The organism is Clostridium coskatii, assembly GCF_001675205.1.
GTDB lineage: Bacteria > Bacillota > Clostridia > Clostridiales > Clostridiaceae > Clostridium_B > Clostridium_B ljungdahlii.
The window spans coordinates 1-23,034 of sequence record NZ_LROR01000070.1 but is presented as its reverse complement, the minus strand read 5'-3'; the positions used below and the strand labels follow the sequence as shown (position 1 = coordinate 23,034).

The following is a 23,034-nucleotide window of genomic DNA, read 5'->3' as shown; positions in this document are numbered from 1 at the left end:
TTTTAGTGCCTTTATCACTTAGAATACGTTATCCTTTAGGAAAAGAACTTATCTAGGGACGCAGTCGTTGGATAAAATAAAAAAATGTGGGGATGTGTTACTATGAATTATGATGAAACAGTTGAATATATAGAAACTACTGCTAAATTTGGAAGTAACTATGGACTTGATAGGACAGAAAAGATGTTAGAGCTTTTAGGTAACCCACAGAAGAAAATAAAGACAATACATGTAGCGGGTACCAATGGAAAAGGTTCTATTACGGCAATGATAAATAGAATACTAATGGAAGCAGGATTTAAGGTAGGTATGTATACTTCACCTTATTTAGAGGTGTTTGAAGAGAGAATTCAGATAAATGGTGTCAATATACCTAGGGATGATTTGAGTAGGGTAGTAACCAAGGTGGCAGAAGTTGTTAAAAAAGTTATTGAACTTGGGTATGAAAACCCTACCGAATTTGAGATAATTACCTGTACTATGTTCTATTATTTCTATGAGAAGAAAGTTGATATAGCTGTAGTTGAAGTGGGACTTGGTGGAAGACTTGATGCCACAAATGTTATGGCACCATTTTCAAAAGAAGAAGATGGAGGAGTATTGCTTAGCATAATTGCCTCTATAAGTTATGATCATATGCAGATACTAGGAGATACCTTAGCTGAGATAGCTCATGAAAAGGCAGGAATAGTTAAGCCTGGTATACCTGTAATACTTTATCCTGAAGAGAAAGAAGCAGAAGAAGCTATAGAAAAAGTATGTAGTGAAAGAGGAAGCACACTTATAAAGGTTCCTTGTGATTGTGTAGAGCCTGAAGATCAGGAAAAAATCAACAATAACAGTAAGGAATATGTGCAAAAGATAAAGGTACATACAAAAAAAGAAGATTACCATATTGAGTTATCCCTTTTAGGTAGACATCAGCTTACAAATTGTGCTTGTGCCCTATTTGCTATAGAGGAATTGTCTAGATATGGATTTAATATAGATAAGCAGACTATATTAAAAGCACTTTCTAATGTGAAATGGATTGGAAGACTTGAAGTAATGCACCGCAAACCACTAGTTGTAATAGATGGAGCACACAATAGAGAAGGAATTTCCATGCTGAGCAAAAACTTGTGCAGCTATTTTAACTATAATAAGATGATACTTATACTGGGTATACTGGCAGATAAAGAAGTTGAAGTAATGGTAAAAACTATTGTTCCTTTAGCGGAGAGAGTAATAGCCGTTACCCCAAACAATACAAGAGCTGAAAATTCAAAAGAGTTAAAAGATGTCATAGAAAAATATAACTCCAAATGTGAAGCTTTGGATAGTTACGAAGAGGCTTACGAAAAGGCACTTTCCTACTGCAGCGAAGATGATATCTTATTGATATCAGGTTCGCTTTATATGATAGGCGACATGAGGAAAATTATAAGAAAGCACAATAACAGCAAATAAATTTGAAATTATGGCTTTTAACTAAAAATAAACTTATGCTCCGAATATTTTACAACCGCAAGTACGGTTAAATATTTTGATAAGTCTAAGCGGAAAATTCAAAAGTCCTAAGTTTTTAAAAAATTTTCTGCTAAGACTTATATACAAAATATTTAAATGTACTTGTTTATTGTAAAATATTTCTACGCATAAGTTTATTTTTGTATAAAACCTATAAATTATAAATATTATTTGGATTTATATTGAGTTTCTAATTGAAATTTCAACTTATACATAAAATATACTAACAAAATTGAAATTACATTTAAAAACTTTTATAAATAAGTCTTAGCTTGGTATTTTAGAAAACCTTAGGTACTTAGATGTGTTTGAGGTACGAGTTTATCTAAGTACCTTTAGGTTTTCAAAATACCAAGCTTTAGACTTATTAAAAGTTTTTAGTGTAATGAAATTTGTTAGTATATGGCTGGTATAAGTGAACTTTCTAATTAGAAGATCTATATGTTAAATAAATTTTTTACTTACGGCTTAAAACTAATTTTTTAAGGGCAGTTGCAAATTGATCAGGACAGGAAGTCCCTTTTCCACTGCAGGAAATTCCCTCTAATTTTTCGACAGCTTCAGCTACATCCATTCCTTCTACTAATTTTGATATACCTTGTAAATTTCCATTACATCCTCCTACAAAATTTACATTTCTAATTTTGTTTTCTACAACATCAAAATTTATTTGACTTGAACAAACTCCTTTTGTTATATAACTGTACATTTCATCACCTTGTTTCATATAAAATAATGTATTAACAAAATAATTATATAGAATATAAAGTTAATATACAACAAAATAAAATAATTAATTAGTATTACCTATTTTAGCTAACCTTCATATTATAGTTGTAAGGGGGCGATGGTGTGTTGGAGTATCTTTATATATGTAGCACTTCTTCTGATACGGTATCAAAGGTGAATTTAGATGATTTTCATGAAGAAACTAGAATACATTTAAAATCTGAGGACATGACCTATAGAGTTGGACCCCATGGTGTATGTTTAAATGATTCTAAGCTTATAACGGCAAACAAATATAATAACAGCATATCTATAATAGATATAAAAAATGAAATTCAGGAAGAAAGTTATTATGTTGGGGCATGCTGCAATGATATTATTACCTATAAAAATAATGCATATATAATATGCAGTGATTTAAATAGCCTGCTTGTTTTTGACCTTAATATGAGAAGAGTGGTTGAAGAAGTTCCCTGTGGAAATCTTCCTTATAGTATATGTTTGAATAAGGAAAGAAAGCTGCTAGTAATATCTAATATGGAAGATGATAGTATAACCTTGATAGACTGCAAAAAAAATGAACCTATAGCTAACATAAGAGTAGGATGCTATCCTACTAAAGCTGTGTTTGCAGTGGATGGACAGCATATACTTATATGTGAAAGTAATATAGGATCGGAGTTTAGGGGAAGTATAGCCATATTATCACTTAAAAACTATAAAGTTATAAATAGAATTATTGTGGGAAATTCGCCAGTAGACATATACTGCAGCAGTAGATATTGTTTTGTATCCAATTTTGGAGATGGTACAATAAGCGTTTTGGATATAAATAACTATAAGGAGAAAAAGAGGTTGATTGTTGGGGGGATGCCTGCAAGTGTATTAAAACGAAGGGGAAGTTTATATGTGGGGGATAATTATAACAATTTATTGATAAAGGTAAATTTAAAAGACGAGAATAAAAAATATATACCTATAGGTGGAGAACCTACAGGTATGGTTGTGAAATAAATCCTTAATCTTCCATAAGTAATTCAACTATTTTATAATAAACTTCTGAAAAGTTTTTTTCCCACTTTTCACATAGTTTTTGGGCAGTTTTTTTAGAGTCCACATTTAGCTTCAAGTTCATTAAGGTGGAATTACTTTCCGATATTTTTAAATTTACCATAAAGCTGTTTTTATGTTTAGTTGTATAGTTGGCATTTACTGAGATTTTACTTTTTATGTCATTAAAATGCTCGTCTATATAGCTGTCTAATATATCTATTTTATCTTTGGAAATCCTATTTCCGAAGAGGGACAACACCTTTATGCCTTTTTTTGTAATTATAAATTTATGGTTACCTTGAGAATCTATCTGTTTGATAAAATTAGAAGATAGAAGCTCATTTAAATATTGCTGAAGAGTAAAATAATTTATGAAGTCATTTTCCAGTATGACTTCGGTTATTTGATTATTGGAAATAGGAAACTTGATTTTTTTAAATATGTAAAGCAGAAGTAATTTATTTTCTGCTAGTTCTAAAGTATTTTCAAACATTTAAAATCCTCTCCATTGAATTAAGAATACTAAAATAATATATATGTATATTATAGCATAATTGTATAAAATATTTGAATGCATATTTTTCAATGTAATATATCTACAATAAATTTTTTAAATTTTGTAATATTTGTTGTTATAAAATACTATATAAAATTATGAAATAAATATATTGTGGAGGTAAAAATTGAAATCAAGATGTATAAAAAAAATATTTATGGTGTCCATATTATTGCTTATAGCTATTGGCGTATCATTATTTGCAAATTATAGATATGAAGGGGCATTTGCAAGAGTAAATAGGAAATTACCTATTTATTGTGTTGACACAAAAGATAAAAAAGTTGCTATAACCTTTGATGTTAGTCTAGGAGATGAATACATTGATCAGATATTAAATGTACTGGATAAACATAATATAAAAGCTACATTTTTTGTAGTGGGGGACTGGGTTGATAAAAATCCCGATAAACTAAAGGAGATATATACTAAAGGACACGAGATAGGAAATCATTCAAATAGACACCCTAATATGACGAAAATATCTAGAGATAAAATTATTGAAGATATAAACATAAATGAAGCTAAAATAAGAAGCATAACAGGAAGTGGAACAAAATTATTTAGATGTCCTGAAGGATCTTATAATGATGATGTAATAGATACAGTAAAGAATTCAGGATATTACTGCATTCAATGGGATGTAGATAGTATAGACTGGAAAGAGCAGGGGGCAGATCTTGAATACAACAGGGTTATAAAAAGTACAAAACCTGGTTCTATATTATTATTTCATAATAGTGCAAAGTATACACCACTTAATTTAGAAAGGGTAATAGTAAATTTAAAGAAAAAAGGATACAAGTTTGTTAAGGTAGGGGATTTGATATACAAAGATAACTATAAAATGGACTATGACGGAAAGCAGATGAGAAATTAATATGACTTATATTAAACAGTTATTGAAAAACACAATAAATATGTATTATAATGGCAATGAGGGCAAGTATCAATGATTGGATTACAATTTAGAAAATAGTATAAAAAAACATATCCTGTTTAAAATAATTTTAAAACATATATTTTAACAGGAGGTAATAAAGATGCAATCTATAGAAATTATTGAAACTAATGCCCAGTTTAAGAAATATTTGGTAGAGATTTTTGATTTAATGAATTTAGACTACTCCACTTTTACAGACAATGATGTTAGTAGAAGGGTAAATTATGTAGTGCTAAATTCTATAAATGAAAGGTACAAAGTTCTAGATGGAGATTATTGTTTTATAAATATGGATTTAATAAGCAAAATGAAAAATAATGTAGATATATCCGGTTGCATCATAACCTATGGACTGGGAAGTAAGAATACGGTTACTATATCGAGCTTAGACTATTCTAGCGGATTTGTATATTGCCTCCAAAGAGATATTATATATGAGGGAAAAAGGGTGATTGAGGCTCAGGAAATTCCAGTTAATATGGCACTCAAAGATATTGATGAACTTTACGCAGCTGTAGTAGCTATAACTATAGGTCTTATGGAAGACAAGTGCATTTATGATTTGATCAAAAATAAAACATTTATGACTTTAAGCTAAATTATAAGTATATTTTTGTTTTTTGATGAATAACTATATGATAGTGAAACATTTAAAACTAAGGGAAAGAGGGGTTTATGATGGACAATTTAATGTTAAACAATAAGATCTATCTTGAAGGTACAGTAGCTTCAGAATTACAATTTAGCCACGAAATGTATGGAGAGGGTTTTTACACCTTTAATGTTGAGGTTCCTAGATTAAGTGAAAGTAAGGATATACTATTCATTACAATTTCAGAGAGACTTATAGGTGGAATGGATATCAAAGTTGGAACCGATGTAATAATAGAAGGACAGCTTAGGTCCTACAATAAATTTGTGGATGGGGCAAACAGATTGATATTAACTGTATTTGCAAGAAATATAGATTTTTGCACTGAAAGGAGTAAAAATCCAAATCAAATTTTTCTTGATGGATTTATATGTAAGGAGCCAGTTTATAGGACAACTCCCTTTGGTAGAGAAATCTCAGATATGCTTCTAGCTGTAAACAGAGCTTATAATAAGTCTGATTACATACCTACCATTGCTTGGGGAAGAAATTCTAGGTTCTGTAAGTCATTAAAAGTAAGTGACAATATAAGGGTTTGGGGAAGATTACAGAGTAGAGAATATCAAAAAAAGATATCAGATACTGAAACTGTAAAGAAAATAGCGTATGAAGTTTCTATATCCAAAATGGAAAAAGTTAACAGAGATAAAGAAAAAATGCAGGAAGAAAACGAAGAAGATGAAAAAGAACAACCTAAAAATGAAGATGAAAATAGCTTAGGGGATAACATAGGCGATAAGCGTATATCGTAAACAGAATTTGTATTTACAGGGTATAGACCTTTTCCTTGAAATTTAAGGAGGTTATACCCTGTATTTTCTAGATAAATTATTTCCTTAAATCTGATAAAATTTTAGTTTTACCTTTAGTTTTGTCATCTACTGACTTTACTATTTTTGCGGGACTTCCAGCAGCTACAACTCCTTCAGGTATATCTTCTGTTACTACTGAACCTGCTGCAATTACAGAGCCAGTTCCAATTTTTACTCCTTCTAGGATTACGGAGTTAGCTCCTATAAGTACATTGTCACCTATCTCACAAGGTGATTTACTAGGTGGTTCTAAAACTCCAGCTACTACAGCTCCAGCACCTAAGTGAACATTTTTACCAAGTTTTCCTCTAGCACCTACTACTGCATTCATATCTATCATAGTGCCTTCACCTATTTCTGCACCTATGTTTATAACTGCTCCCATCATTACTACTGCATTTTTGTCTATTTTAACTTTATCTCTTATAATAGCACCGGGTTCAATTCTGGCATTCATATTTGTTAAATCAGCAAGGGGAATGGCTGAGTTTCTTCTGTCTTGTTCTATTCTAAATTGCTTGATCTTATCTTTGTTTTGTTCTAAAAATTTTGATATTTCATCGCTTTCACCAAAGAGAATGAAAAAATCACCACTATTATAATTTTCTATACTGCCTAAATCACAATTTGATATGTCGCCTTTAAGGTAAACTTTGACTGGAGTAGATTTCTTAGCCTCTTTTATATACTTTGCTATTTGGTATGGATCTGTAAGATCATATTTTGCTTCCATTTTAAATCATCCTTTCCATTTTATTTATAATGAATAAATTTTAGTCTTTTATAGTAAGCATAACTACGTTTTTAGTTTTTTAAGCAAATTATAACATATAAAAGTTTAAGTATGTAGATAATTTGTATTTAATATCAGGATTTTTTTGTGCAGTTTTTAAGTATTTCACCTATTTGCTCATGGGTAAATTTATAAGATGTCTTACAAAAGTTACATTTTAATTCTTCAGTTTTTCCTTCATTATAAATTTCCTCTAAATCTTTTGCACCTATGCTTATAAGAGCCTTTTCAACTCTTTCCCTTGAACAATCGCATTTATAAGTAGGTGTTAGTTCATCTAATATCTTTAATCCCATATCCTTAAAGATATCATTTAATATTTGTGAAATACTCATGCCCTTAGCTAGCATATTTGATATAGGTGGAAGTTCCTGTAGCCTATAGGTAACTAAGTCTGCAAGGAGATCTTCTGCTCCAGGAAGCATCTGAATTATGAATCCTCCTGAGGCCTTTATACTTAAATCTACATCTACGAGAACTCCAAGGGCTACTGCAGATGGAGTTTGCTCTGAAACTGTAAAGTAGTAAGCTAGATCATCTCCTATTTCTCCAGTTTGTATAGGAATTTTGCTGGAGTAAGGTTCTCTAAGTCCCATATTTCTTATTACAGTTAAATTTCCATTAATTCCAATGATACCACCTACGTCTAGTTTTCCCTTACTATTTGGGGGAAGATCTGCAGAAGGATTTCCTATATATCCTTTTACATGACAGTCGGCATAGGAAGTTACAGATATTCCTTTAGCTTCACCGCCTCCTGAAATTATAAGGGATAAGCTATCTTTAGGTGATTTTAACATTGACCCCATAAGGCTTCCTGCCGTGAGCATTCTTCCAAAGGCTGCTGCAGCTGTAGGAGCACATTCATGGATTTTAACAGCTGCATTTACTAGATTTGTAGTAGAGGCTGCTATTATTCGAATGTTATCATCTTTAGCTGTAGCTCTTATTAATTTATCTATCATTTAATTTCCATCTCCTAATCATACGTGTATTAAAGTTTAGTTACTATATATGATATTCTTTCAGAAACATCAGTTACAGTTTTATCACTGTAGTTGTCCAATTTATTTATAATTTTAAATCCACAATTTTTCAATGTGGATTCTATATATTCGCAAGTATAAGCTCTTTCACGATGGTTTTCATCAAATCGTTTATAAAAATCCTCATGACGTATAAAAAATGTGAGGTACATGTCCAAAATGTCATCTTCTAAATAATTTTCCCACATATAGGTAATATCTTCATCGTCGTAAGTATAGGTATTGTTACCTAGTATATTTGTAATTTTGTAATAGGAATTTATATCAAATAGGAATACTCCATTGTTTTCTAAATGATTGAACACACTTTTAAAGTAACTTTGTAAATCTGATTCTTTTAATATATAGTTTGTAGAATCAAGACAGCAAGTTATGAGATTGAATTTCCTGTTTAACTCGAAATTAGTTATGTCTTGGCATATAAAGTTTACTTTTAATCCACTGTTCCTAAGCTTTATATCTGCTTCTGATAGCATTTCACTGGATAAATCTATCGCCCAGGTATTTTTAAAATAAAGTGCCAATTTTTCTGTCATATTACCTGTACCACAAGCTAAATCCAGATAATTTTCTCTATCTATATTTAATTTTTCACATATGTTCATAATTTTTTTAGCCCATGTGCTGTAATCTATATCGCTGTTTATTAGATTGTCATATATATGAGCAAATTTTCCATAGCAGTTCATTTTTGTTTCCGTTATGAAATTTTCATAACGGTCTTTAACTCCCTTCTTACAGGTATTTTTATAGGTGTTTAAAGTTAAAAAAGGTAAAATTGTATTTATCAATTAATATTATATATTTTTGAGGTATAAGTCAAATTTATTGTTTGTCTTTGCTTTTACTATGGTTTATTAAACTTTCATTTTTAGGTATATTTAATTCCTTTTTTCTCTTAGTCATCATGCCGCCAATTCTTCCTGTTTCTTCAGCTGTTAAACTGCTCCAGCCAAATGAATTAACTTTATCTTTTAATCCTAGCTCTTCAGCTATTTCATATTTTAATTTTTCTCTAAGTTTTTCAGCTTCTGTAAGCTCTCTGTTTGATTTCAATTTTGCTTTTATGATTTTTTTTAATGGAGTTTTTGACATTGATACCATCCTCCCACTTTTACTATAGATTATTTTTACCCCAAAAGCGAGATTTATACATACTATAATAATTATAGAATAAATACTAATATACTATAATAATTATAGTATATATTTTAAATATAATATACATTTAAAGGAGCAATTTCAATGATATGCACATAACTATAGGAGTATTATGGTTATTAAATAAGCTTCTCAAGCAAAATTATTATTTGATTTTTAAACCAAAACAATTAATTTTATTATAAAGTGCATTATATGCTGCATATAATGCATTAAGCAGTATGAAGTATGCGCTATTTTTAATTCCCAATAATATTTATTTCTATGAACATATTTCAAAAGTTTAGTGTAAAATATTTAGTAAGATATATTTAAAATTAAATAGGTTATCTTTATTAAGATATCATGGTATTATATTTAATAATAGATCTTAAACTTAAATATTTAATCAATTTATATTATAAAATTTTTAGGAGGAATATTAAAATGAGTTGTAACGTGGCAGTAGTTGGGTGTACTGGAATGGTAGGAAGAAAATTTATAGAGGTGCTGGAAGAAAGAGATTTTCCAATAGAAAAATTGTATTTGTTTGCATCTGCTAAATCAAGTGGAAAAATATTAAAATTTAAAGATAAAGATTATACTGTAGAGGAATTAAAAGAAGATAACATAAAAAATAAGAAAATAGATATTGCTCTTTTTTCAGCAGGTGGAAGTGTAAGCCTTAAATTTGCACCTATATTTTCAAAATATGGTGCGGTAGTTATAGATAATAGTAGTGCTTGGAGAATGGATAAAGAGGTACCTTTGGTAGTCCCTGAAGTAAATCCAGAGGATATAAAATGGAATAAAGGTATAATTGCAAATCCTAATTGTTCGACTATACAAGCCATAGTGGCAATTAAACCTCTTTATGATAAATATGGAGTAGAAAGAATTGTATATTCTACATACCAGGCTGTATCTGGCGCTGGAATGGGAGGATATAATGATTTACTAGAAGGATATAAGGGAAATGCACCTAAGAAATTTCCATATCCAATAGCAGGAAATATACTTCCTCATATAGATGTATTTTTGGAAAATGGATACACTAAAGAAGAAATGAAAATGGTAAACGAAACAAGAAAAATATTACATGATGATACTTTGAGAGTTACAGCTACTACAGCAAGAGTACCAGTAACTTATTCTCATAGTGAAAGTATAAATGTAGAACTTAAAAAAGACTTTAAAATAGAGGATATTTTTGAATTGTACAAGAATGCTACTGGAGTAGTGTTAAAAGATGATGTGGACAATTTAGTATATCCAATGCCAGTAGAGGCAGCAGGGAAAGATGAAGTATTTGTAGGAAGAATAAGAAGGGACTTTAGCGTAGACAATGGATTAAATCTATGGGTTGTAGCAGATAACATAAGAAAAGGTGCTGCTACTAATGCTGTTCAAATAGCAGAATGCATAATTAAGGATAAATAACAATACATTTTAAGATGATAAGCATATTAAATTTCAATTGAGAAGGGGTGCTTTTAATGAGCTTATTTAAAGGTTCAGGGGTAGCTATTATTACCCCATTTAATGATAATGGGGTGGACTTTGATAAATTAAAAGAATTACTTGAGTGGCAAATAAAATCAGGTACAGATGCAATAATAATTTGTGGGACTACAGGTGAAGCTTCCACTATGACTGAAAAGGAAAGAAAAGATACAATAAAATTTACAGTAGATACTGTTAATAAGAGAATACCAGTTATTGCAGGTACAGGCAGTAATTGTACAGAATCCGCCGTAAACATGAGCAAGTGGGCAGAAAGTATAGGAGTAGATGGAGTTCTTGTAATCACACCTTACTATAATAAAACTACACAAAAGGGATTGATAGAGCATTTTAAGGCAGTGTCTTCAGCTATAAAAACTCCTATTGTAGTATATAATGTACCTGGAAGAACAGGATTAAATATACAGCCTAAAACTTTAAAAGAATTATGCAAATTAGATAATGTGGTAGCTGTTAAAGAAGCCAGTGGAAATATAAGTCAAATTGCTAAAATGAAAGCTTTATGCGGGGATGATATTGATTTATATTCTGGAAATGATGATCAGACAGTTCCTATAATGTCTTTAGGAGGGCTTGGAGTTATATCTGTTCTTGCAAATATTATTCCTAAAGATATGCATGATATGTGTAAATTATTTTTAGAGGGCAATGTAAAAGAAGCACTAAAGATGCAATTAAAAGCTCTTACACTTATGAATACTATGTTCATAGAAACAAATCCTATACCTATAAAAACTGCTATGAATGTTTTGAATATGAATGTTGGAAATTTAAGACTTCCACTTTGTGACATGTCTAAGGAGAATTTGGATGTTTTAAAATCAGAGCTTAAAAACTATGGACTTTTAAAATAAAAAACAAGTCTATTTAAATTATTGTGTAAAACGAAAGCTAGCTTTCTTTAATTTAACGTGAAAGATTTATTTCTTTCACGTTAATCAATATATGACTTTGTAATTAATGATTATTAAATAATTTGAGGAGAGGTTTAAATGATTAAAATTATACTAAGTGGATGTAATGGTAAAATGGGAAAAGTAATAACCAATTTAGTAGAGGATTTCCCGGACTTATCCATATCTGCAGGAGTAGATAAGAAGAATGAAAAATCAGCATTCCCTGTGTTTGCTAATATATCAGAATGTAATGTAGAAGGAGATGTAATATTAGACTTTTCAAGACCGGATTCCTTGGATTCACTTCTACAATATGGTAAGAAACATAATATAGGAATTATATTTTGCACTACAGGATATAGCGAAGAACAAGTTAAAAAAATTGAGGAAGCCTCAAAGTCTATTCCAATTTTCAGATCTGCCAATATGTCTATAGGTATAAATGTCATAAATAAAGTATTAAAAGATGTAAGTGCTCTTTTATATAAAAACTTTGATATAGAGATAATAGAAAAGCACCATAATCAAAAAGTGGATGCTCCAAGTGGAACGGCATTACTTTTAGCAGATACAATAAAGGATTCTATACCAGAAAAGGTTGACTATGTAAATGGAAGAGAAGGAATTAGAAAGAGAGTTCACAACGAAATAGGCATTCATGCCGTAAGAGGTGGAACTATAGTAGGAGAACATGAAGTTATATTTGCAGGCCAGGGTGAGACTATTGAGATAAAGCATACTGCTATTTCAAGAGAGGTTTTTGCCGTGGGAGCACTTCATGCTTGTGAGTTTATGTATAAGAGAGAAAAAGGTTTTTATTCAATGGAAAATGTAATTGGTGGTAAATAATACAAAGAGCTGCACACTAATTAATTAGTGTGCAGCTCTTTTAAAGTGTATATATGTTTTTAAACAATTGACAATTAATAGTTGAAGGTTATGGATGGATTATTTATATTTTTAAAGTATCTAACCATTTTTCTATCTTTAATAGGGATAACTTAAGTTCTTCCATACTGTAGGCATAGGATATTCTCACATGGTCTTCTCCACCTGGTCCAAAAGCTGAACCTGGTACTATTGCTACACCGCCTTCTTTTAGAAGTTTTTCACAGAAATAATTGCTGTTCATGCCAAATTTTTTTATTGATGGAAATATGTAAAAAGCACCTTTGGGTAGGCTTACCTCGAATCCCAGTGATTTTAATCTGTCATAAACAAAATCTCTTCTTTCTATAAATTTAGATCTCATATAATCTACATCTTTCATACAGCTTTTTAAGCCTTCGTAAGCTCCCCATTGAGAAATGGAAGGAGCACAGGATACATTGTATTGGTGCACTTTTATTATCTCATTCATAAAGTATGTACTTGCACATACATAGCCTATTCTAAGGCCTGTCATTGAAAATATTTTGGAAAAACCACCTATTAAAATAACTTTATCTTTTATTTCCTTGTATTGTGCAATAGAGTAATAATCTTTTTCAAAGCATAATGAAGCATATATTTCGTCACTTAACACTAATACATCATTTGCTTTTAGTAAATTAAATAAATTAGTGCTGTCTTCTTTAGACAAAATAGCACCTGTTGGATTACAAGGATAGGAGAGAACTATTAATTTAGGCTTTTCCTTCTCCAATATTTTTTTTAAACTGTCAAAATTAATAGAAAAGTCATCGCTTAAATTGTAGTTTATTACACTTCCACCTAAAATTTTTACACAGCTTTCATAAGCAGGATAGGCAGGAGTTGGTATCAATACTTTATCACCTGTATTTATAAGAGTTGCAAATACATCCATTAAAGCTTCACTTCCACCTATGGTAATACAGGTTTCTTCTGCAGTATAATGTATGCCTAAATTTGCAAGATATTTTGATATTTCTTCTCTGAGTTCTATAATTCCGGCATTTGAGGTATATCCCGTTTTATTTTCTTCAATAGACTGTATCATGGCTTCCTTAATTTTTTTAGGTACATTAAAATCAGGCTGACCTAAGGTTAAAGATATGGCATCTGGGTAATTAACTAATTTGTTATAAAATTTTCTAATGCCTGAAAGCTCTATAGAATTAACATTTTTTGATATACTATTCAAATTTTCACTTCCAATCTATATATTTATTTATTTGAATTGTACTCTAATTCATAAAATTATTCCACTTTTTATATATATGTATATTTTCATTATGAAATAAAACACTAGTAAAGTGGAGGTGTAATTTTTGAGAAAAATATCTTTTATACTATTGTTAATTTTGTTTTTCCCTAATGCATCGATAATTAGAGCTAAGGAATCAAAGAAGAACCTTGGAATACTGGTAGATATTACAGAAGAAATGCTGTATCTTATTGATAAAGATAAAAACACAATTATAAGAAAATATCCTGTGGCTAGCGGTAAGTATGAAACACCTTCACCTATAGGAACTTGGAAGGTTGTTAGTATGGCTTCTTGGAGCGGAGGTTTTGGTACAAGATGGATAGGCCTAAATGTTCCCTGGGGTAAATTTGGAATACATGGTACAAATAAACCGCATAGTATAGGAGGTCAGGCTTCTCATGGATGTATAAGAATGCTTAATAGCGATGTAGAAGATTTATATAATTACGTTTATTACGGTATGATTGTAGCTGTTTACGGTGGCCCATATGGAGCTTTTGGAAAAGGACTGAGAACATTAACTCCTGGAGTTCGGGGAGCAGATGTGTATGAAATACAGAGAAGGTTAAAAGATGCAGGATACTACTGCGGAAGTATGGATGGTATCTATGGAGAGAGTATGAAAAAATGTGTGATGAAATTTAGAAGGGATAATAAACTTCCGGAAAGCCATGATGTTGATAAGAATTTTTATAAAAAGCTTAGAATAATATTGATGGATTAATTTGCACAATAATAGCTATTATTACATAGGCTTATTATTTGTGATATATTTTGTGCACCATAAGTAATTGACTTTTAACTGTATAACAATACTCTTCATACAATAAAAAAAGTAGTCCATTGAATAGACTACTTTTTTATGGAGGCGCCATCCAGATTTGAACTGGAGATAAAGGTTTTGCAGACCTCTGCCTTACCACTTGGCTATAGCGCCATTCTTGGAGCGGAAGACGAGATTCGAACTCGCGACGTTCACCTTGGCAAGGTGACGCTCTACCACTGAGCCACTCCCGCATGTTTTAAATCTGGTGGCCAGACCAGGAATCGAACCAGGGACACGAGGATTTTCAGTCCTCTGCTCTACCGACTGAGCTATCTGGCCAAAGACAATATATTGCCTCGAACATTTACAAACTATACTTTAAAAAAGTAATAGTATATAAATTGGTGGGCACAACAGGGCTCGAACCTGTGACCCTCTGCTTGTAAGGCAGATGCTCTCCCAGCTGAGCTATGCGCCCTTACGACAATACTGCCACAACAGTTAATATTATATCTTGGTATAGGTATATTGTCAATACTTGTGCACTAAATATTTGTAACAATTTTATCCGATTGCTACCATTGCTAGCATTTACGTCCTTTCTATACTGTTAATAAGGTTCAGCTGCAGAAAATCATCCTTATGAGTAAACTCTAGTTGAACCTAAGAATCACCTGCTAAATTAATTTTTATTGGGTATTTTTGGAGAATTTAGCTGTCGATATTTGACAATAGAAATTTGAATATAGATTTATTTTAGACACATACTATTTTGGAAGGGAGTGTTGAGAGGTGCTGTTATTGACTATGGTATATAGTAAAGAAAGAGAGTGTATAATCCAGGGAATAAGAGATTTAAAAGAATATTTTAAAAATAAAAATGTGCTCATTGGAATATATGAAAATATTGAAAAAGGTACTCACTTCCTTAAGGTATTTTGTGACGGGGAAATTAACAATAAACTTATGAATATATTTAATATGTGTGTTTCAAATATAATTTATAACATATTGGTAGATGAATTTTATGAAAAAGATGCTATGCTTTTTTTATCAGATACGTATTTCTTTTTAAAATATGAAGATTTAGAGAAAATTGGAGAAAAGAGCATGGAAGTGTTAAAGGGAAGAAGCACAATTATAGATGAAAACTCCATTTATTGTATAAATAAAAAGAACGATATCTTGAATAAAATATCAGATTGTATGGCTGAAAATAAGGAAATAAATGTAGATGGTTTCATAACTTTTAGGAGAAAAGAGATTTTTAATGATTTAGAAGTTATAGTTGATAAAGTAGTGGAAAAATATATGGTAGAAAAAGAATACGATGAATTTATAAAGCTTTTAAAGTATTTTGTGGATATCCAAGAGAGCAAAATAGATTATGTGAATATAATTATTGATAATGATGGAAGCTATATTATAAAAAATAAAAAGGGAGAAGAAATAACAGATAATTTTTTTAGAGATTTAACGGAATTAAGATATGGAAATGATACTTATTCTGATGATGTTTTAATAAGTGCACTTATAACTAATTCACCTGAAAAAATAGTTATTCACTGCGTGGAAAATTGTAAAAATACAGAACTTATTGATACTATTAAAAAAGTGTTTACTCATAAAGTACAATTTTGTAATAATTGTGGTATTTGCAAAACTATAAAAAATAGTTTAAACAGGGTGTAGATATTTTTAATTAATAGTTAAGAATTAATAGTTAATGTGGATTTTTTTCGTTACACTACAAAAAACCTTTGATTAAAATTTTCACTATTCGTCTTGCTGAAGAAAACATTATTAAGATCTGACTTATATAAATTTAAAAAATTTTTTGCGATAGCTAAAAATTATCCTTTACTATTAATTTTTCATTATTAATTCTTAACTTGCGAAGCTTTGCTTCGCATTATTTTTATATTAAGTCAAAATTTCATATGTTCAGAAGTTAACTATTCAGAGTATGATTTAAATTTTGTGTAGAAGTCTCCGTATGCTATAGAATTGGACAACTATAGAATAAAAAATTTACATTCTCATATTGACATACCCATTGCAGAATAATATAATAAGCTCAAATAGGATAAAGGCCATGAAGAGGAAAAGTAAGTAAATCAATTACCTTAAGAGAGAAGGATTTTAAGCTGAAATATCCTTTAGGCAAGATTTATTGAATACCACCTTTGAGTTGTATACTGAAATTAAGTAAGTATTTCCCGCTAATCTGCGTTATGGATTCAAAGATAATAGCATGTTGCTTTTAATTTTTTAATTAAAGCAGACAGCTTAATCTTATAAGTAATTGTGAAAAAAGTTTTAATTTACATATAATATGTAGTATGATTTTTTTTTGCAGTATATTTATTTGTTTTATTAAAAGGTTAATGCTATTAATTTGGGTGGAACCGTGATAATACTCGCCCCATTTTGTGGGAGCGTTTTTTTATTGCTTAATTTTAAGTTTCAAGTACTGTTTGAATGTAAATTCAGTATAAAACTAATTATATGAGGAGGAGTAAATATGATAAAGATAGTCTTAAAAGATGGAAAAGAACTTGAAGTAGAAAAAGGATTAAAAGTAGCTGATGTTGCAGCAAAATTAAGCACTTCACTTGGTAAAAAGGCTCTAGGAGCTAAAATAAATGGTAAAGTAGAGGAACTTAACAAGGAAATTAATGAAGATTGTAAACTTGAAATTTTGACATTTGAAGATGAAGATGGAAAAAAGATATTAAGGCATACTGGATCTCATATACTTGCACAGGCAGTTAAAAGATTGTATCCAGAAGTGAAGTTAGCTATAGGACCTTCTATAGATGATGGATTTTACTATGATATGGATGCTGACTTTTCATTTACACCGGAATTGCTTGAGAAAATTGAAGGTGAAATGAATAAGATAATAAAAGAAAATGAAAAATTGGAGAGATTTGAACTCCCAAGAGATGAAGCTGTAAAGTTAATGGAAGAAAAGAATGAGCCTTATAAAGTTCAGCTTATAAAAGATTTGCCTGAAGATGAAATTATATCTTTTTATAAACAGGGAGATTTTGTAGATTTATGTGCAGGACCTCATGTACCATCAACAGGTAAAGTTAAAGTTGTAAAACTTCTTTCAATTGCAGGAGCTTATTGGAGAGGAAATGAAAAGAACAAAATGCTCCAGAGAATATATGGTACTGCCTTTGAAAAAAAGAATGACCTTAAAGATTATTTAACAATGATGGAAGAGGCTAAAAAGAGAGATCACAGAAAACTTGGAAAAGAACTTGATCTTTTCAGCATACATGAAGAAGGACCTGGATTCCCATTCTTCCATCCAAAGGGAATGATTATAAGAAATGAACTTCAAAATTACTGGAGACAAGTTCACCATAAAGCAGGATATGATGAGATAATGACTCCTATTATATTAAATGAAGAATTGTGGCATCAATCAGGACATTGGGATCATTATAAAGAAAATATGTATTTTACAAAAATAGATGATGAAGATTATGCTATAAAGCCAATGAACTGTCCTGGTTCTATACTTGTTTATAAGAACAAAATACATTCTTATAGAGACCTTCCTATAAGATATGGTGAAATGGGAATTGTTCATAGACATGAAAAATCTGGAGCTCTTCATGGACTCATGAGAGTAAGATGCTTTACTCAAGATGATGCTCACATATTTATGACTAAAGATAATATGAAAGATGAAATAGTAAATGTAATAAAACTTATAGACAGTTTCTATAAAGTATTTAAATTTGAGTATTTCGTTGAATTATCAACAAGACCTGAAGATTCTATGGGAAGTGATGAAGACTGGGAAGCTGCAACTGAAGGACTTAAGGATGCATTAAAAGCAGTAGGACTTGATTATAAGGTAAATGAAGGAGATGGAGCTTTCTACGGACCTAAGATAGATTTCCACTTAAAAGATTCCATAGGAAGAACTTGGCAGTGTGGAACTGTTCAATTGGATTTCCAGATGCCAGAAAGATTTGATTTAACTTATGTTGGAGCAGATGGGGAAAAGCACAGACCAGTTATGGTTCACAGAGTTGTATTTGGATCTATAGAAAGATTTATAGGAATTTTGATAGAGAACTACGCAGGAGCATTTCCAGCTTGGCTTGCACCAATACAAGTTGAAGTAATGAATATTACTGATGCTCAGGATGACTACGTAAATGAAGTAGTTGAAAAGTTAAAGGAAAATGATATAAGGGTAGAATCAGATATGAGAAATGAGAAGATAGGATATAAGATAAGAGAAGCTCAAATGCAGAAAGTTCCTTATATGATTGTACTAGGAGAAAAAGAAATGAAAGATAAAACTATATCTGTAAGAAGCAGAAAAGGCGGAGATATGGGAACTATGGCACTAGATGATTTCATTTCAAAACTTAAAGATGAAATAGATAAAAAAATAAGTGATATATAATTAAAATTATATATTGACTATAAGCTATAACAATAGTATAATGTAATTCGTTAAGAAGAAACTAGCCGTTTCTCACCTTACGGCACAGCCAGTAAGGTTATGAAGATTTCTTAATTAAAAGGATTCTTTATTATTGATGTATTCAAAGGACGGCGGTAGCTGTCCTTTTTTATATGCTTTGTTAAATTCCACCTAGGAGGTGAAAATCATTAATAAAAGTTTTCTTATAAATCAGGATATAGTAGAAAAAGAAGTAAGAGTTATTTCAGATGATGGAAGTCAAATGGGAATTATATTATCAAAAGAAGCATTAAGACTTGCAGAAGAAAAGGAATTGGATTTGGTTATGATATCTCCAAATGCAAAGCCACCGGTTTGTAAAATCATGAATTATGGGAAATTTATGTATGAGCAGGTTAAAAAAGATAAAGAGGCTAGAAAAAAACAGAAAGTTGTTAATATAAAAGAAGTTAGATTTAGCCCTAAAATAGAAGAACATGATATTTCCATTAAAGCTAAAAATGCAAGAAAATTTTTACTTGCAGGAGATAAAGTTAAAGTTACTGTAAGATTTAGAGGAAGGGAAGCTGATTATTCCTTTATAGGTAAAAAAATTTTAGATATATTTCATTCTAAACTTCAGGATGTTTGTGTAATAGAAAGGCAACCTAAGCTTGAAGGAAGAAACATGATAATGTTTTTATCAGCAAAGAAAGCATAATTGAGAGGAGGAATTTATTATGCCAAAAATGAAAACTAAAAGAAGTGTAGCAAAAAGATTTAAGATTACAGGAACTGGTAAGTTAAAGAGATCAAAAGCTTTTAAAAGTCATATACTTACAAAGAAAAGTGCAAAAACTAAAAGGAATTTAAGAAAAGCAGGACTTGTTTCAGAAACTCAAGAAAAAATTATGAAAAAATTAATGCCTTACGTATAATTGAAGGATTCTAAAAGGAGGTTTTACTATGGCAAGAGTAAAAAGAGCAGTAAACGCTCGTAAACATCATAAAAAAATATTAAAGCTTGCAAAAGGTTATTATGGCGGAAAAAGTAGATTATTTAGAACTGCTAATGAAACAGTTTTAAGGGCTCTAAGATATTCATATATAGGAAGAAGATTAAAGAAGAGGGACTTTAGAAAATTATGGATAGCTAGAATAAATGCTGCAACTAGAATGAATGGACTTTCATATTCCAAGTTTATAAATGGAATAAAGACTGCAGGCATTAATATGAATAGAAAGATGCTTTCAGAAATAGCTATAAATGATCCTAAAGGATTTACTGAATTAGTTGAAGTAGCTAAAAAACAACTAAATGCATAATATTATATTACATAAAAAGTACAGCATAATTATGCTGTACTTTTTTATAGGCAAATTATCATAATAAGGTGGACTATTATGGATATAATTAAAAGTAAAGATAATGCACATATAAAAGAAGTGAAAAAATTAAAGGAAAAGAAATACAGGGTTCAAGAGGGTAAGTTTTTAATAGAAGGTTTTAGGTTTGTAAGAGAGGCACTTTATTCTAATTTCAAAATATCTTCAATTTTTCTAAGCAGTGACTTTGCGGATAAGTGGGAAAAACTTTTACTAAAAGAAAATTTTGAATGTGATTTTCCTGTGTATTTTATGGAAAAAGGTGTATTTAAGGCTATGGTGAATACTGAAAATCCTCAGGGAATAGCTGCTGTAGTGGAAAATAGAGAATTGAAAGCCCCAAACAAAGAAGGATTTTATATACTGGCAGATAAGATTCAAGATCCAGGCAATATGGGTACTATAATAAGAAGTGCACATGCTTCTGGAGCTTTAGGGGTTATAATTACAAAGGGAACGGTAGATATATATAATGAGAAGACGTTGAGATCAACAATGGGCTCTATATTTCATGTACCTGTAATCTATGATGAGGATTTGAAAAAAGTAGAACTTCTCAGAAAAAGTGGATTTAAGTTGATAGGAAGTTCTCTGGACACTGATATTAACTTTTATAGTGCAAATTTAAAGGGAAAAGTTATAATTGCAGTGGGAAATGAAGGAAATGGTCTTAGCAAAACCATACAGGATATTTCTGATATAAAGGTAAAGATACCGATGCCAGGTGGTGCTGAATCATTAAATGTGTCTGCAGCGGCGTCTATAATGATGTTCGAAGCGGTAAGACAAAATGCAATTTAATGTTGACAATATGTAAATATATATGTAAAATTTAAAGATATAAACAGAGTTCTTGACATCAGATGGAGTTTTGACTCCACCTGATGCTTAGAAATCGTTATCCAGGGACGTAGCTGCTCTTTACTCCAACTTGGAGAAGTGGGAGTATTAGAGCAGGTAGTCATCGGATAAATAATAAAATTTGAATAAGAACACTTACTGTGAAAGAGAAAGTAGATATATGATTTTTATCAGAGAAAAAAAGTCAGGGCTGAAAGCTTTTTTTAAAACATTATATATTGAAGTTCCTCCTGGAGTACTGGCTGTGAAATTATAATTAGTAGTCAGCGGTTAATTATCGTTAAAATATACAAAGAGGATATTATTTTCTAATAGTATCAATTTGGGTGGTAACGCGGATCAAAGTTCGTCCCTTAGAGGGATGGGCTTTTTATTTTTGTTTTAAATTAAAAAGATTGTAGTGAAAGGAGAGTTTAAAATGAAAGAAGAATTAAAACAGATAAAGGAAAATGCCTTTAACGAATTAAAAAATAAAAAGTTAGATATAGAGGATATAAGAGTTAAATATTTAGGTAAAAAGGGAGAACTTACAAAAATACTCAGGGGCATGAAGGATCTTTCCAAAGAAGAAAGACCTGCAATTGGTAAGCTTGCCAATGAAGTGAGGAGTACACTGGAAAATGCTATAGAAGAGGCATCAAAAAAGATAAAATCAAGTGCTACACAAGCAAAGCTGCAGAATGAAACCATTGATATTACTATGCCTGGCATAAAGCAAACTGTAGGAAAGCGCCATCCGCTAGAACAAACACTAGAAGAGATGAAACAGATATTTATTTCTATGGGATTTACTATAGAAGAAGGTCCTGAAGTAGAGAAGGATTATTATAACTTTGAAGCACTTAACATACCTAAAAATCATCCAGCAAGGGGTGAACAGGATACCTTTTATATAAATGACAATGTAGTGCTTAGAACTCAAACTTCTCCAATACAGGTAAGAACTATGGAAAAACAAAAACCCCCAATAAAGATGATATCTCCAGGTAAAGTTTATCGTTCAGATTCAGTGGATGCTACTCATTCACCTATATTTTATCAAATGGAAGGCCTAGTAGTTGACAAAGGTATAACTTTTGCAAATTTAAAAGGCACTCTTGAACTATTTGCTAAAAAGTTATTCGGAAATGACATACGTACAAAATTCAGACCTCATCATTTCCCTTTTACAGAACCTTCTGCAGAAATGGATGCCAGTTGCTTTGTATGCCATGGAAAAGGCTGCAGAGTATGTAAGGGAGAAGGATGGATAGAACTTTTAGGATGCGGAATGGTTCATCCTCAGGTACTTAGAAATTGTGGAATAGATCCTGAAGTTTACAGCGGATTTGCTTTTGGAATGGGTGTAGATAGGATGGTTATGTTAAAATACGGAATAGATGATATAAGAAACATGTATGAAAGTGACATGAGATTTTTAAATCAATTTTAATATAGAATTTCTAGATTGAAATTGGCATATACCGCCGAATAAGTTGACAAATTTCATCACCGTAAAAACTTTTAATAAGTCTAAAGTTCGATATTTTGAAAATCTAAGAAGCTTAGCTAAACTCGTACCTCAAACATATCTAAACTCCTAAGATTTTCTAAAATATCTCACTAAGACTTATTAAAAAAGTTTTTAAACGTGATTTCAATTTTGTCATCATATTGGCGGATATAGGTTCAATTTCATTTAGAATCTTATGTTTAATTTCTATCTTAAAAATAAAATTCATGCGCAGATATATTTTTACAATAATGAAGCTCTTTTAAAT

At 30.6% G+C, this 23,034-nt stretch carries 23 protein-coding genes, 4 tRNA genes and 1 other annotated feature; of the genes, 16 read left to right on the top strand and 11 right to left on the bottom strand.

Annotated elements, in window-relative coordinates:
- The first annotated feature begins 102 nt into the window (after positions 1-102).
- Positions 103-1,449, top strand: coding sequence for a bifunctional folylpolyglutamate synthase/dihydrofolate synthase (locus CLCOS_RS16845; protein WP_063601491.1), 1,347 nt, complete (start codon positions 103-105; stop codon positions 1,447-1,449).
- A gap of 517 nt (positions 1,450-1,966) precedes the next feature.
- On the opposite strand, the gene CLCOS_RS16840 is transcribed toward CLCOS_RS16845, so the two are convergent.
- Positions 1,967-2,218 (bottom strand): TIGR03905 family TSCPD domain-containing protein, encoded by a 252-nt coding sequence (locus CLCOS_RS16840; protein WP_063601490.1) that lies wholly within the window; start codon positions 2,216-2,218, stop codon positions 1,967-1,969.
- Positions 2,219-2,364: 146 nt separating this feature from the next.
- On the opposite strand from CLCOS_RS16840, the gene CLCOS_RS16835 reads away from it, so the two are divergent.
- Entirely contained in the window at positions 2,365-3,252 is an 888-nt protein-coding gene (locus CLCOS_RS16835) for a YncE family protein (RefSeq protein WP_063601537.1), read from the top strand.
- Positions 3,253-3,256: 4 nt separating this feature from the next.
- Here CLCOS_RS16835 and CLCOS_RS16830 read toward each other — a convergent pair whose 3' ends face one another.
- Complete coding sequence (locus CLCOS_RS16830) at positions 3,257-3,784, bottom strand: DUF4364 family protein (protein ID WP_063601489.1); 528 nt, start codon at positions 3,782-3,784, stop codon at positions 3,257-3,259.
- 190 nt (positions 3,785-3,974) lie between these two features.
- On the opposite strand from CLCOS_RS16830, the gene pdaB reads away from it, so the two are divergent.
- From pdaB to CLCOS_RS16815, 3 genes are all read left to right on the top strand, one after another.
- Positions 3,975-4,727 (top strand): polysaccharide deacetylase family sporulation protein PdaB, encoded by a 753-nt coding sequence (gene pdaB, locus CLCOS_RS16825; protein WP_063601488.1) that lies wholly within the window; start codon positions 3,975-3,977, stop codon positions 4,725-4,727.
- Between the two features lie 163 nt (positions 4,728-4,890).
- Positions 4,891-5,388 carry a hypothetical protein gene (locus CLCOS_RS16820; RefSeq protein ID WP_063601487.1) on the top strand — a complete coding sequence of 166 codons (498 nt, stop codon included), beginning with the start codon at positions 4,891-4,893 and terminating at the stop codon, positions 5,386-5,388.
- Between the two features lie 80 nt (positions 5,389-5,468).
- The gene (locus tag CLCOS_RS16815; RefSeq protein ID WP_029169898.1) at positions 5,469-6,194 is read left to right on the top strand and encodes a single-stranded DNA-binding protein; all 726 of its coding nucleotides are present in this window, start codon (positions 5,469-5,471) and stop codon (positions 6,192-6,194) included.
- Between the two features lie 76 nt (positions 6,195-6,270).
- On the opposite strand, the gene dapD is transcribed toward CLCOS_RS16815, so the two are convergent.
- The 4 genes from dapD to CLCOS_RS16795 form a co-directional block, all read right to left on the bottom strand.
- A complete protein-coding gene (gene dapD / locus CLCOS_RS16810) occupies positions 6,271-6,987 on the bottom strand; it encodes a 2,3,4,5-tetrahydropyridine-2,6-dicarboxylate N-acetyltransferase (protein ID WP_013240085.1) in 717 nt (238 codons plus the stop codon).
- Positions 6,988-7,121: 134 nt separating this feature from the next.
- Positions 7,122-8,012 carry an Hsp33 family molecular chaperone HslO gene (gene hslO / locus CLCOS_RS16805; protein ID WP_023162202.1) on the bottom strand — a complete coding sequence of 297 codons (891 nt, stop codon included), beginning with the start codon at positions 8,010-8,012 and terminating at the stop codon, positions 7,122-7,124.
- Positions 8,013-8,041: 29 nt separating this feature from the next.
- The gene (locus tag CLCOS_RS16800) at positions 8,042-8,782 is read right to left on the bottom strand and encodes a class I SAM-dependent DNA methyltransferase (RefSeq protein WP_063601486.1); all 741 of its coding nucleotides are present in this window, start codon (positions 8,780-8,782) and stop codon (positions 8,042-8,044) included.
- A gap of 136 nt (positions 8,783-8,918) precedes the next feature.
- Positions 8,919-9,188, bottom strand: coding sequence for an alpha/beta-type small acid-soluble spore protein (locus CLCOS_RS16795; protein WP_023162200.1), 270 nt, complete (start codon positions 9,186-9,188; stop codon positions 8,919-8,921).
- Between the two features lie 492 nt (positions 9,189-9,680).
- On the opposite strand from CLCOS_RS16795, the gene CLCOS_RS16790 reads away from it, so the two are divergent.
- From CLCOS_RS16790 to dapB, 3 genes are all read left to right on the top strand, one after another.
- The gene (locus CLCOS_RS16790; RefSeq protein ID WP_023162199.1) at positions 9,681-10,673 is read left to right on the top strand and encodes an aspartate-semialdehyde dehydrogenase; all 993 of its coding nucleotides are present in this window, start codon (positions 9,681-9,683) and stop codon (positions 10,671-10,673) included.
- A gap of 56 nt (positions 10,674-10,729) precedes the next feature.
- A complete protein-coding gene (gene dapA, locus CLCOS_RS16785; RefSeq protein ID WP_013240080.1) occupies positions 10,730-11,611 on the top strand; it encodes a 4-hydroxy-tetrahydrodipicolinate synthase in 882 nt (293 codons plus the stop codon).
- A gap of 138 nt (positions 11,612-11,749) precedes the next feature.
- Positions 11,750-12,502 (top strand): 4-hydroxy-tetrahydrodipicolinate reductase, encoded by a 753-nt coding sequence (dapB, locus tag CLCOS_RS16780; protein WP_063601485.1) that lies wholly within the window; start codon positions 11,750-11,752, stop codon positions 12,500-12,502.
- A 103-nt stretch (positions 12,503-12,605) separates the two neighbouring features.
- On the opposite strand, the gene CLCOS_RS16775 is transcribed toward dapB, so the two are convergent.
- A complete protein-coding gene (locus CLCOS_RS16775) occupies positions 12,606-13,757 on the bottom strand; it encodes a pyridoxal phosphate-dependent aminotransferase (RefSeq protein ID WP_063601484.1) in 1,152 nt (383 codons plus the stop codon).
- 127 nt (positions 13,758-13,884) lie between these two features.
- Between CLCOS_RS16775 and CLCOS_RS16770 the strand changes: the two genes are divergently transcribed.
- Positions 13,885-14,547 (top strand): L,D-transpeptidase family protein, encoded by a 663-nt coding sequence (locus tag CLCOS_RS16770; RefSeq protein WP_063601483.1) that lies wholly within the window; start codon positions 13,885-13,887, stop codon positions 14,545-14,547.
- 139 nt (positions 14,548-14,686) lie between these two features.
- On the opposite strand, the gene CLCOS_RS16765 is transcribed toward CLCOS_RS16770, so the two are convergent.
- From CLCOS_RS16765 to CLCOS_RS16750, 4 genes are all read right to left on the bottom strand, one after another.
- Positions 14,687-14,760: transfer RNA gene (locus tag CLCOS_RS16765), tRNA-Cys, on the bottom strand.
- 5 nt (positions 14,761-14,765) lie between these two features.
- A tRNA-Gly gene (locus CLCOS_RS16760) sits at positions 14,766-14,840 on the bottom strand.
- 12 nt (positions 14,841-14,852) lie between these two features.
- A tRNA-Phe gene (locus CLCOS_RS16755) sits at positions 14,853-14,928 on the bottom strand.
- A 63-nt stretch (positions 14,929-14,991) separates the two neighbouring features.
- A tRNA-Val gene (locus CLCOS_RS16750) sits at positions 14,992-15,067 on the bottom strand.
- Positions 15,068-15,381: 314 nt separating this feature from the next.
- Here CLCOS_RS16750 and ytxC point away from each other — a divergent pair.
- The 7 genes from ytxC (at position 15,382) to pheS (ending at position 22,706) form a co-directional block, all read left to right on the top strand.
- Entirely contained in the window at positions 15,382-16,281 is a 900-nt protein-coding gene (ytxC, locus tag CLCOS_RS16745) for a putative sporulation protein YtxC (RefSeq protein WP_023162194.1), read from the top strand.
- A gap of 832 nt (positions 16,282-17,113) precedes the next feature.
- Complete coding sequence (thrS, locus tag CLCOS_RS16740; RefSeq protein ID WP_063601482.1) at positions 17,114-19,027, top strand: threonine--tRNA ligase; 1,914 nt, start codon at positions 17,114-17,116, stop codon at positions 19,025-19,027.
- A 199-nt stretch (positions 19,028-19,226) separates the two neighbouring features.
- Positions 19,227-19,748 (top strand): translation initiation factor IF-3, encoded by a 522-nt coding sequence (gene infC / locus CLCOS_RS16735; RefSeq protein ID WP_013240074.1) that lies wholly within the window; start codon positions 19,227-19,229, stop codon positions 19,746-19,748.
- A gap of 19 nt (positions 19,749-19,767) precedes the next feature.
- Positions 19,768-19,965, top strand: coding sequence for a 50S ribosomal protein L35 (gene rpmI, locus CLCOS_RS16730; protein ID WP_013240073.1), 198 nt, complete (start codon positions 19,768-19,770; stop codon positions 19,963-19,965).
- Between the two features lie 28 nt (positions 19,966-19,993).
- On the top strand, positions 19,994-20,353 hold the full coding sequence (rplT, locus tag CLCOS_RS16725) for a 50S ribosomal protein L20 (RefSeq protein ID WP_013240072.1): 360 nt from the start codon (positions 19,994-19,996) through the stop codon (positions 20,351-20,353).
- Positions 20,354-20,431: 78 nt separating this feature from the next.
- Entirely contained in the window at positions 20,432-21,214 is a 783-nt protein-coding gene (locus CLCOS_RS16720; protein ID WP_063601481.1) for a TrmH family RNA methyltransferase, read from the top strand.
- A gap of 191 nt (positions 21,215-21,405) precedes the next feature.
- Positions 21,406-21,631 (top strand) — a binding site (T-box leader).
- A 61-nt stretch (positions 21,632-21,692) separates the two neighbouring features.
- A complete protein-coding gene (pheS, locus tag CLCOS_RS16715; protein WP_063601480.1) occupies positions 21,693-22,706 on the top strand; it encodes a phenylalanine--tRNA ligase subunit alpha in 1,014 nt (337 codons plus the stop codon).
- The last annotated feature ends 328 nt before the right edge of the window (positions 22,707-23,034 follow it).

What these genes read in the sequence shown, in the direction of transcription:
- CLCOS_RS16790 (WP_023162199.1), top strand. Translation starts at nt 9,681, where the DNA reads ATGAGTTGTAACGTGGCAGTAGTTGGGTGTACTGGAATGGTAGGAAGA.
- CLCOS_RS16720 (WP_063601481.1), top strand. Translation starts at nt 20,432, where the DNA reads ATGGATATAATTAAAAGTAAAGATAATGCACATATAAAAGAAGTGAAA.
- thrS (WP_063601482.1), top strand. Translation starts at nt 17,114, where the DNA reads ATGATAAAGATAGTCTTAAAAGATGGAAAAGAACTTGAAGTAGAAAAA.
- rplT (WP_013240072.1), top strand. Translation starts at nt 19,994, where the DNA reads ATGGCAAGAGTAAAAAGAGCAGTAAACGCTCGTAAACATCATAAAAAA.
- CLCOS_RS16800 (WP_063601486.1), bottom strand. Translation starts at nt 8,782, where the DNA reads ATGAACTGCTATGGAAAATTTGCTCATATATATGACAATCTAATAAAC.
- CLCOS_RS16845 (WP_063601491.1), top strand. Translation starts at nt 103, where the DNA reads ATGAATTATGATGAAACAGTTGAATATATAGAAACTACTGCTAAATTT.
- pheS (WP_063601480.1), top strand. Translation starts at nt 21,693, where the DNA reads ATGAAAGAAGAATTAAAACAGATAAAGGAAAATGCCTTTAACGAATTA.
- CLCOS_RS16795 (WP_023162200.1), bottom strand. Translation starts at nt 9,188, where the DNA reads ATGTCAAAAACTCCATTAAAAAAAATCATAAAAGCAAAATTGAAATCA.
- CLCOS_RS16830 (WP_063601489.1), bottom strand. Translation starts at nt 3,784, where the DNA reads ATGTTTGAAAATACTTTAGAACTAGCAGAAAATAAATTACTTCTGCTT.
- hslO (WP_023162202.1), bottom strand. Translation starts at nt 8,012, where the DNA reads ATGATAGATAAATTAATAAGAGCTACAGCTAAAGATGATAACATTCGA.
- dapB (WP_063601485.1), top strand. Translation starts at nt 11,750, where the DNA reads ATGATTAAAATTATACTAAGTGGATGTAATGGTAAAATGGGAAAAGTA.
- dapA (WP_013240080.1), top strand. Translation starts at nt 10,730, where the DNA reads ATGAGCTTATTTAAAGGTTCAGGGGTAGCTATTATTACCCCATTTAAT.
- rpmI (WP_013240073.1), top strand. Translation starts at nt 19,768, where the DNA reads ATGCCAAAAATGAAAACTAAAAGAAGTGTAGCAAAAAGATTTAAGATT.
- CLCOS_RS16840 (WP_063601490.1), bottom strand. Translation starts at nt 2,218, where the DNA reads ATGTACAGTTATATAACAAAAGGAGTTTGTTCAAGTCAAATAAATTTT.
- CLCOS_RS16820 (WP_063601487.1), top strand. Translation starts at nt 4,891, where the DNA reads ATGCAATCTATAGAAATTATTGAAACTAATGCCCAGTTTAAGAAATAT.
- CLCOS_RS16815 (WP_029169898.1), top strand. Translation starts at nt 5,469, where the DNA reads ATGGACAATTTAATGTTAAACAATAAGATCTATCTTGAAGGTACAGTA.
- dapD (WP_013240085.1), bottom strand. Translation starts at nt 6,987, where the DNA reads ATGGAAGCAAAATATGATCTTACAGATCCATACCAAATAGCAAAGTAT.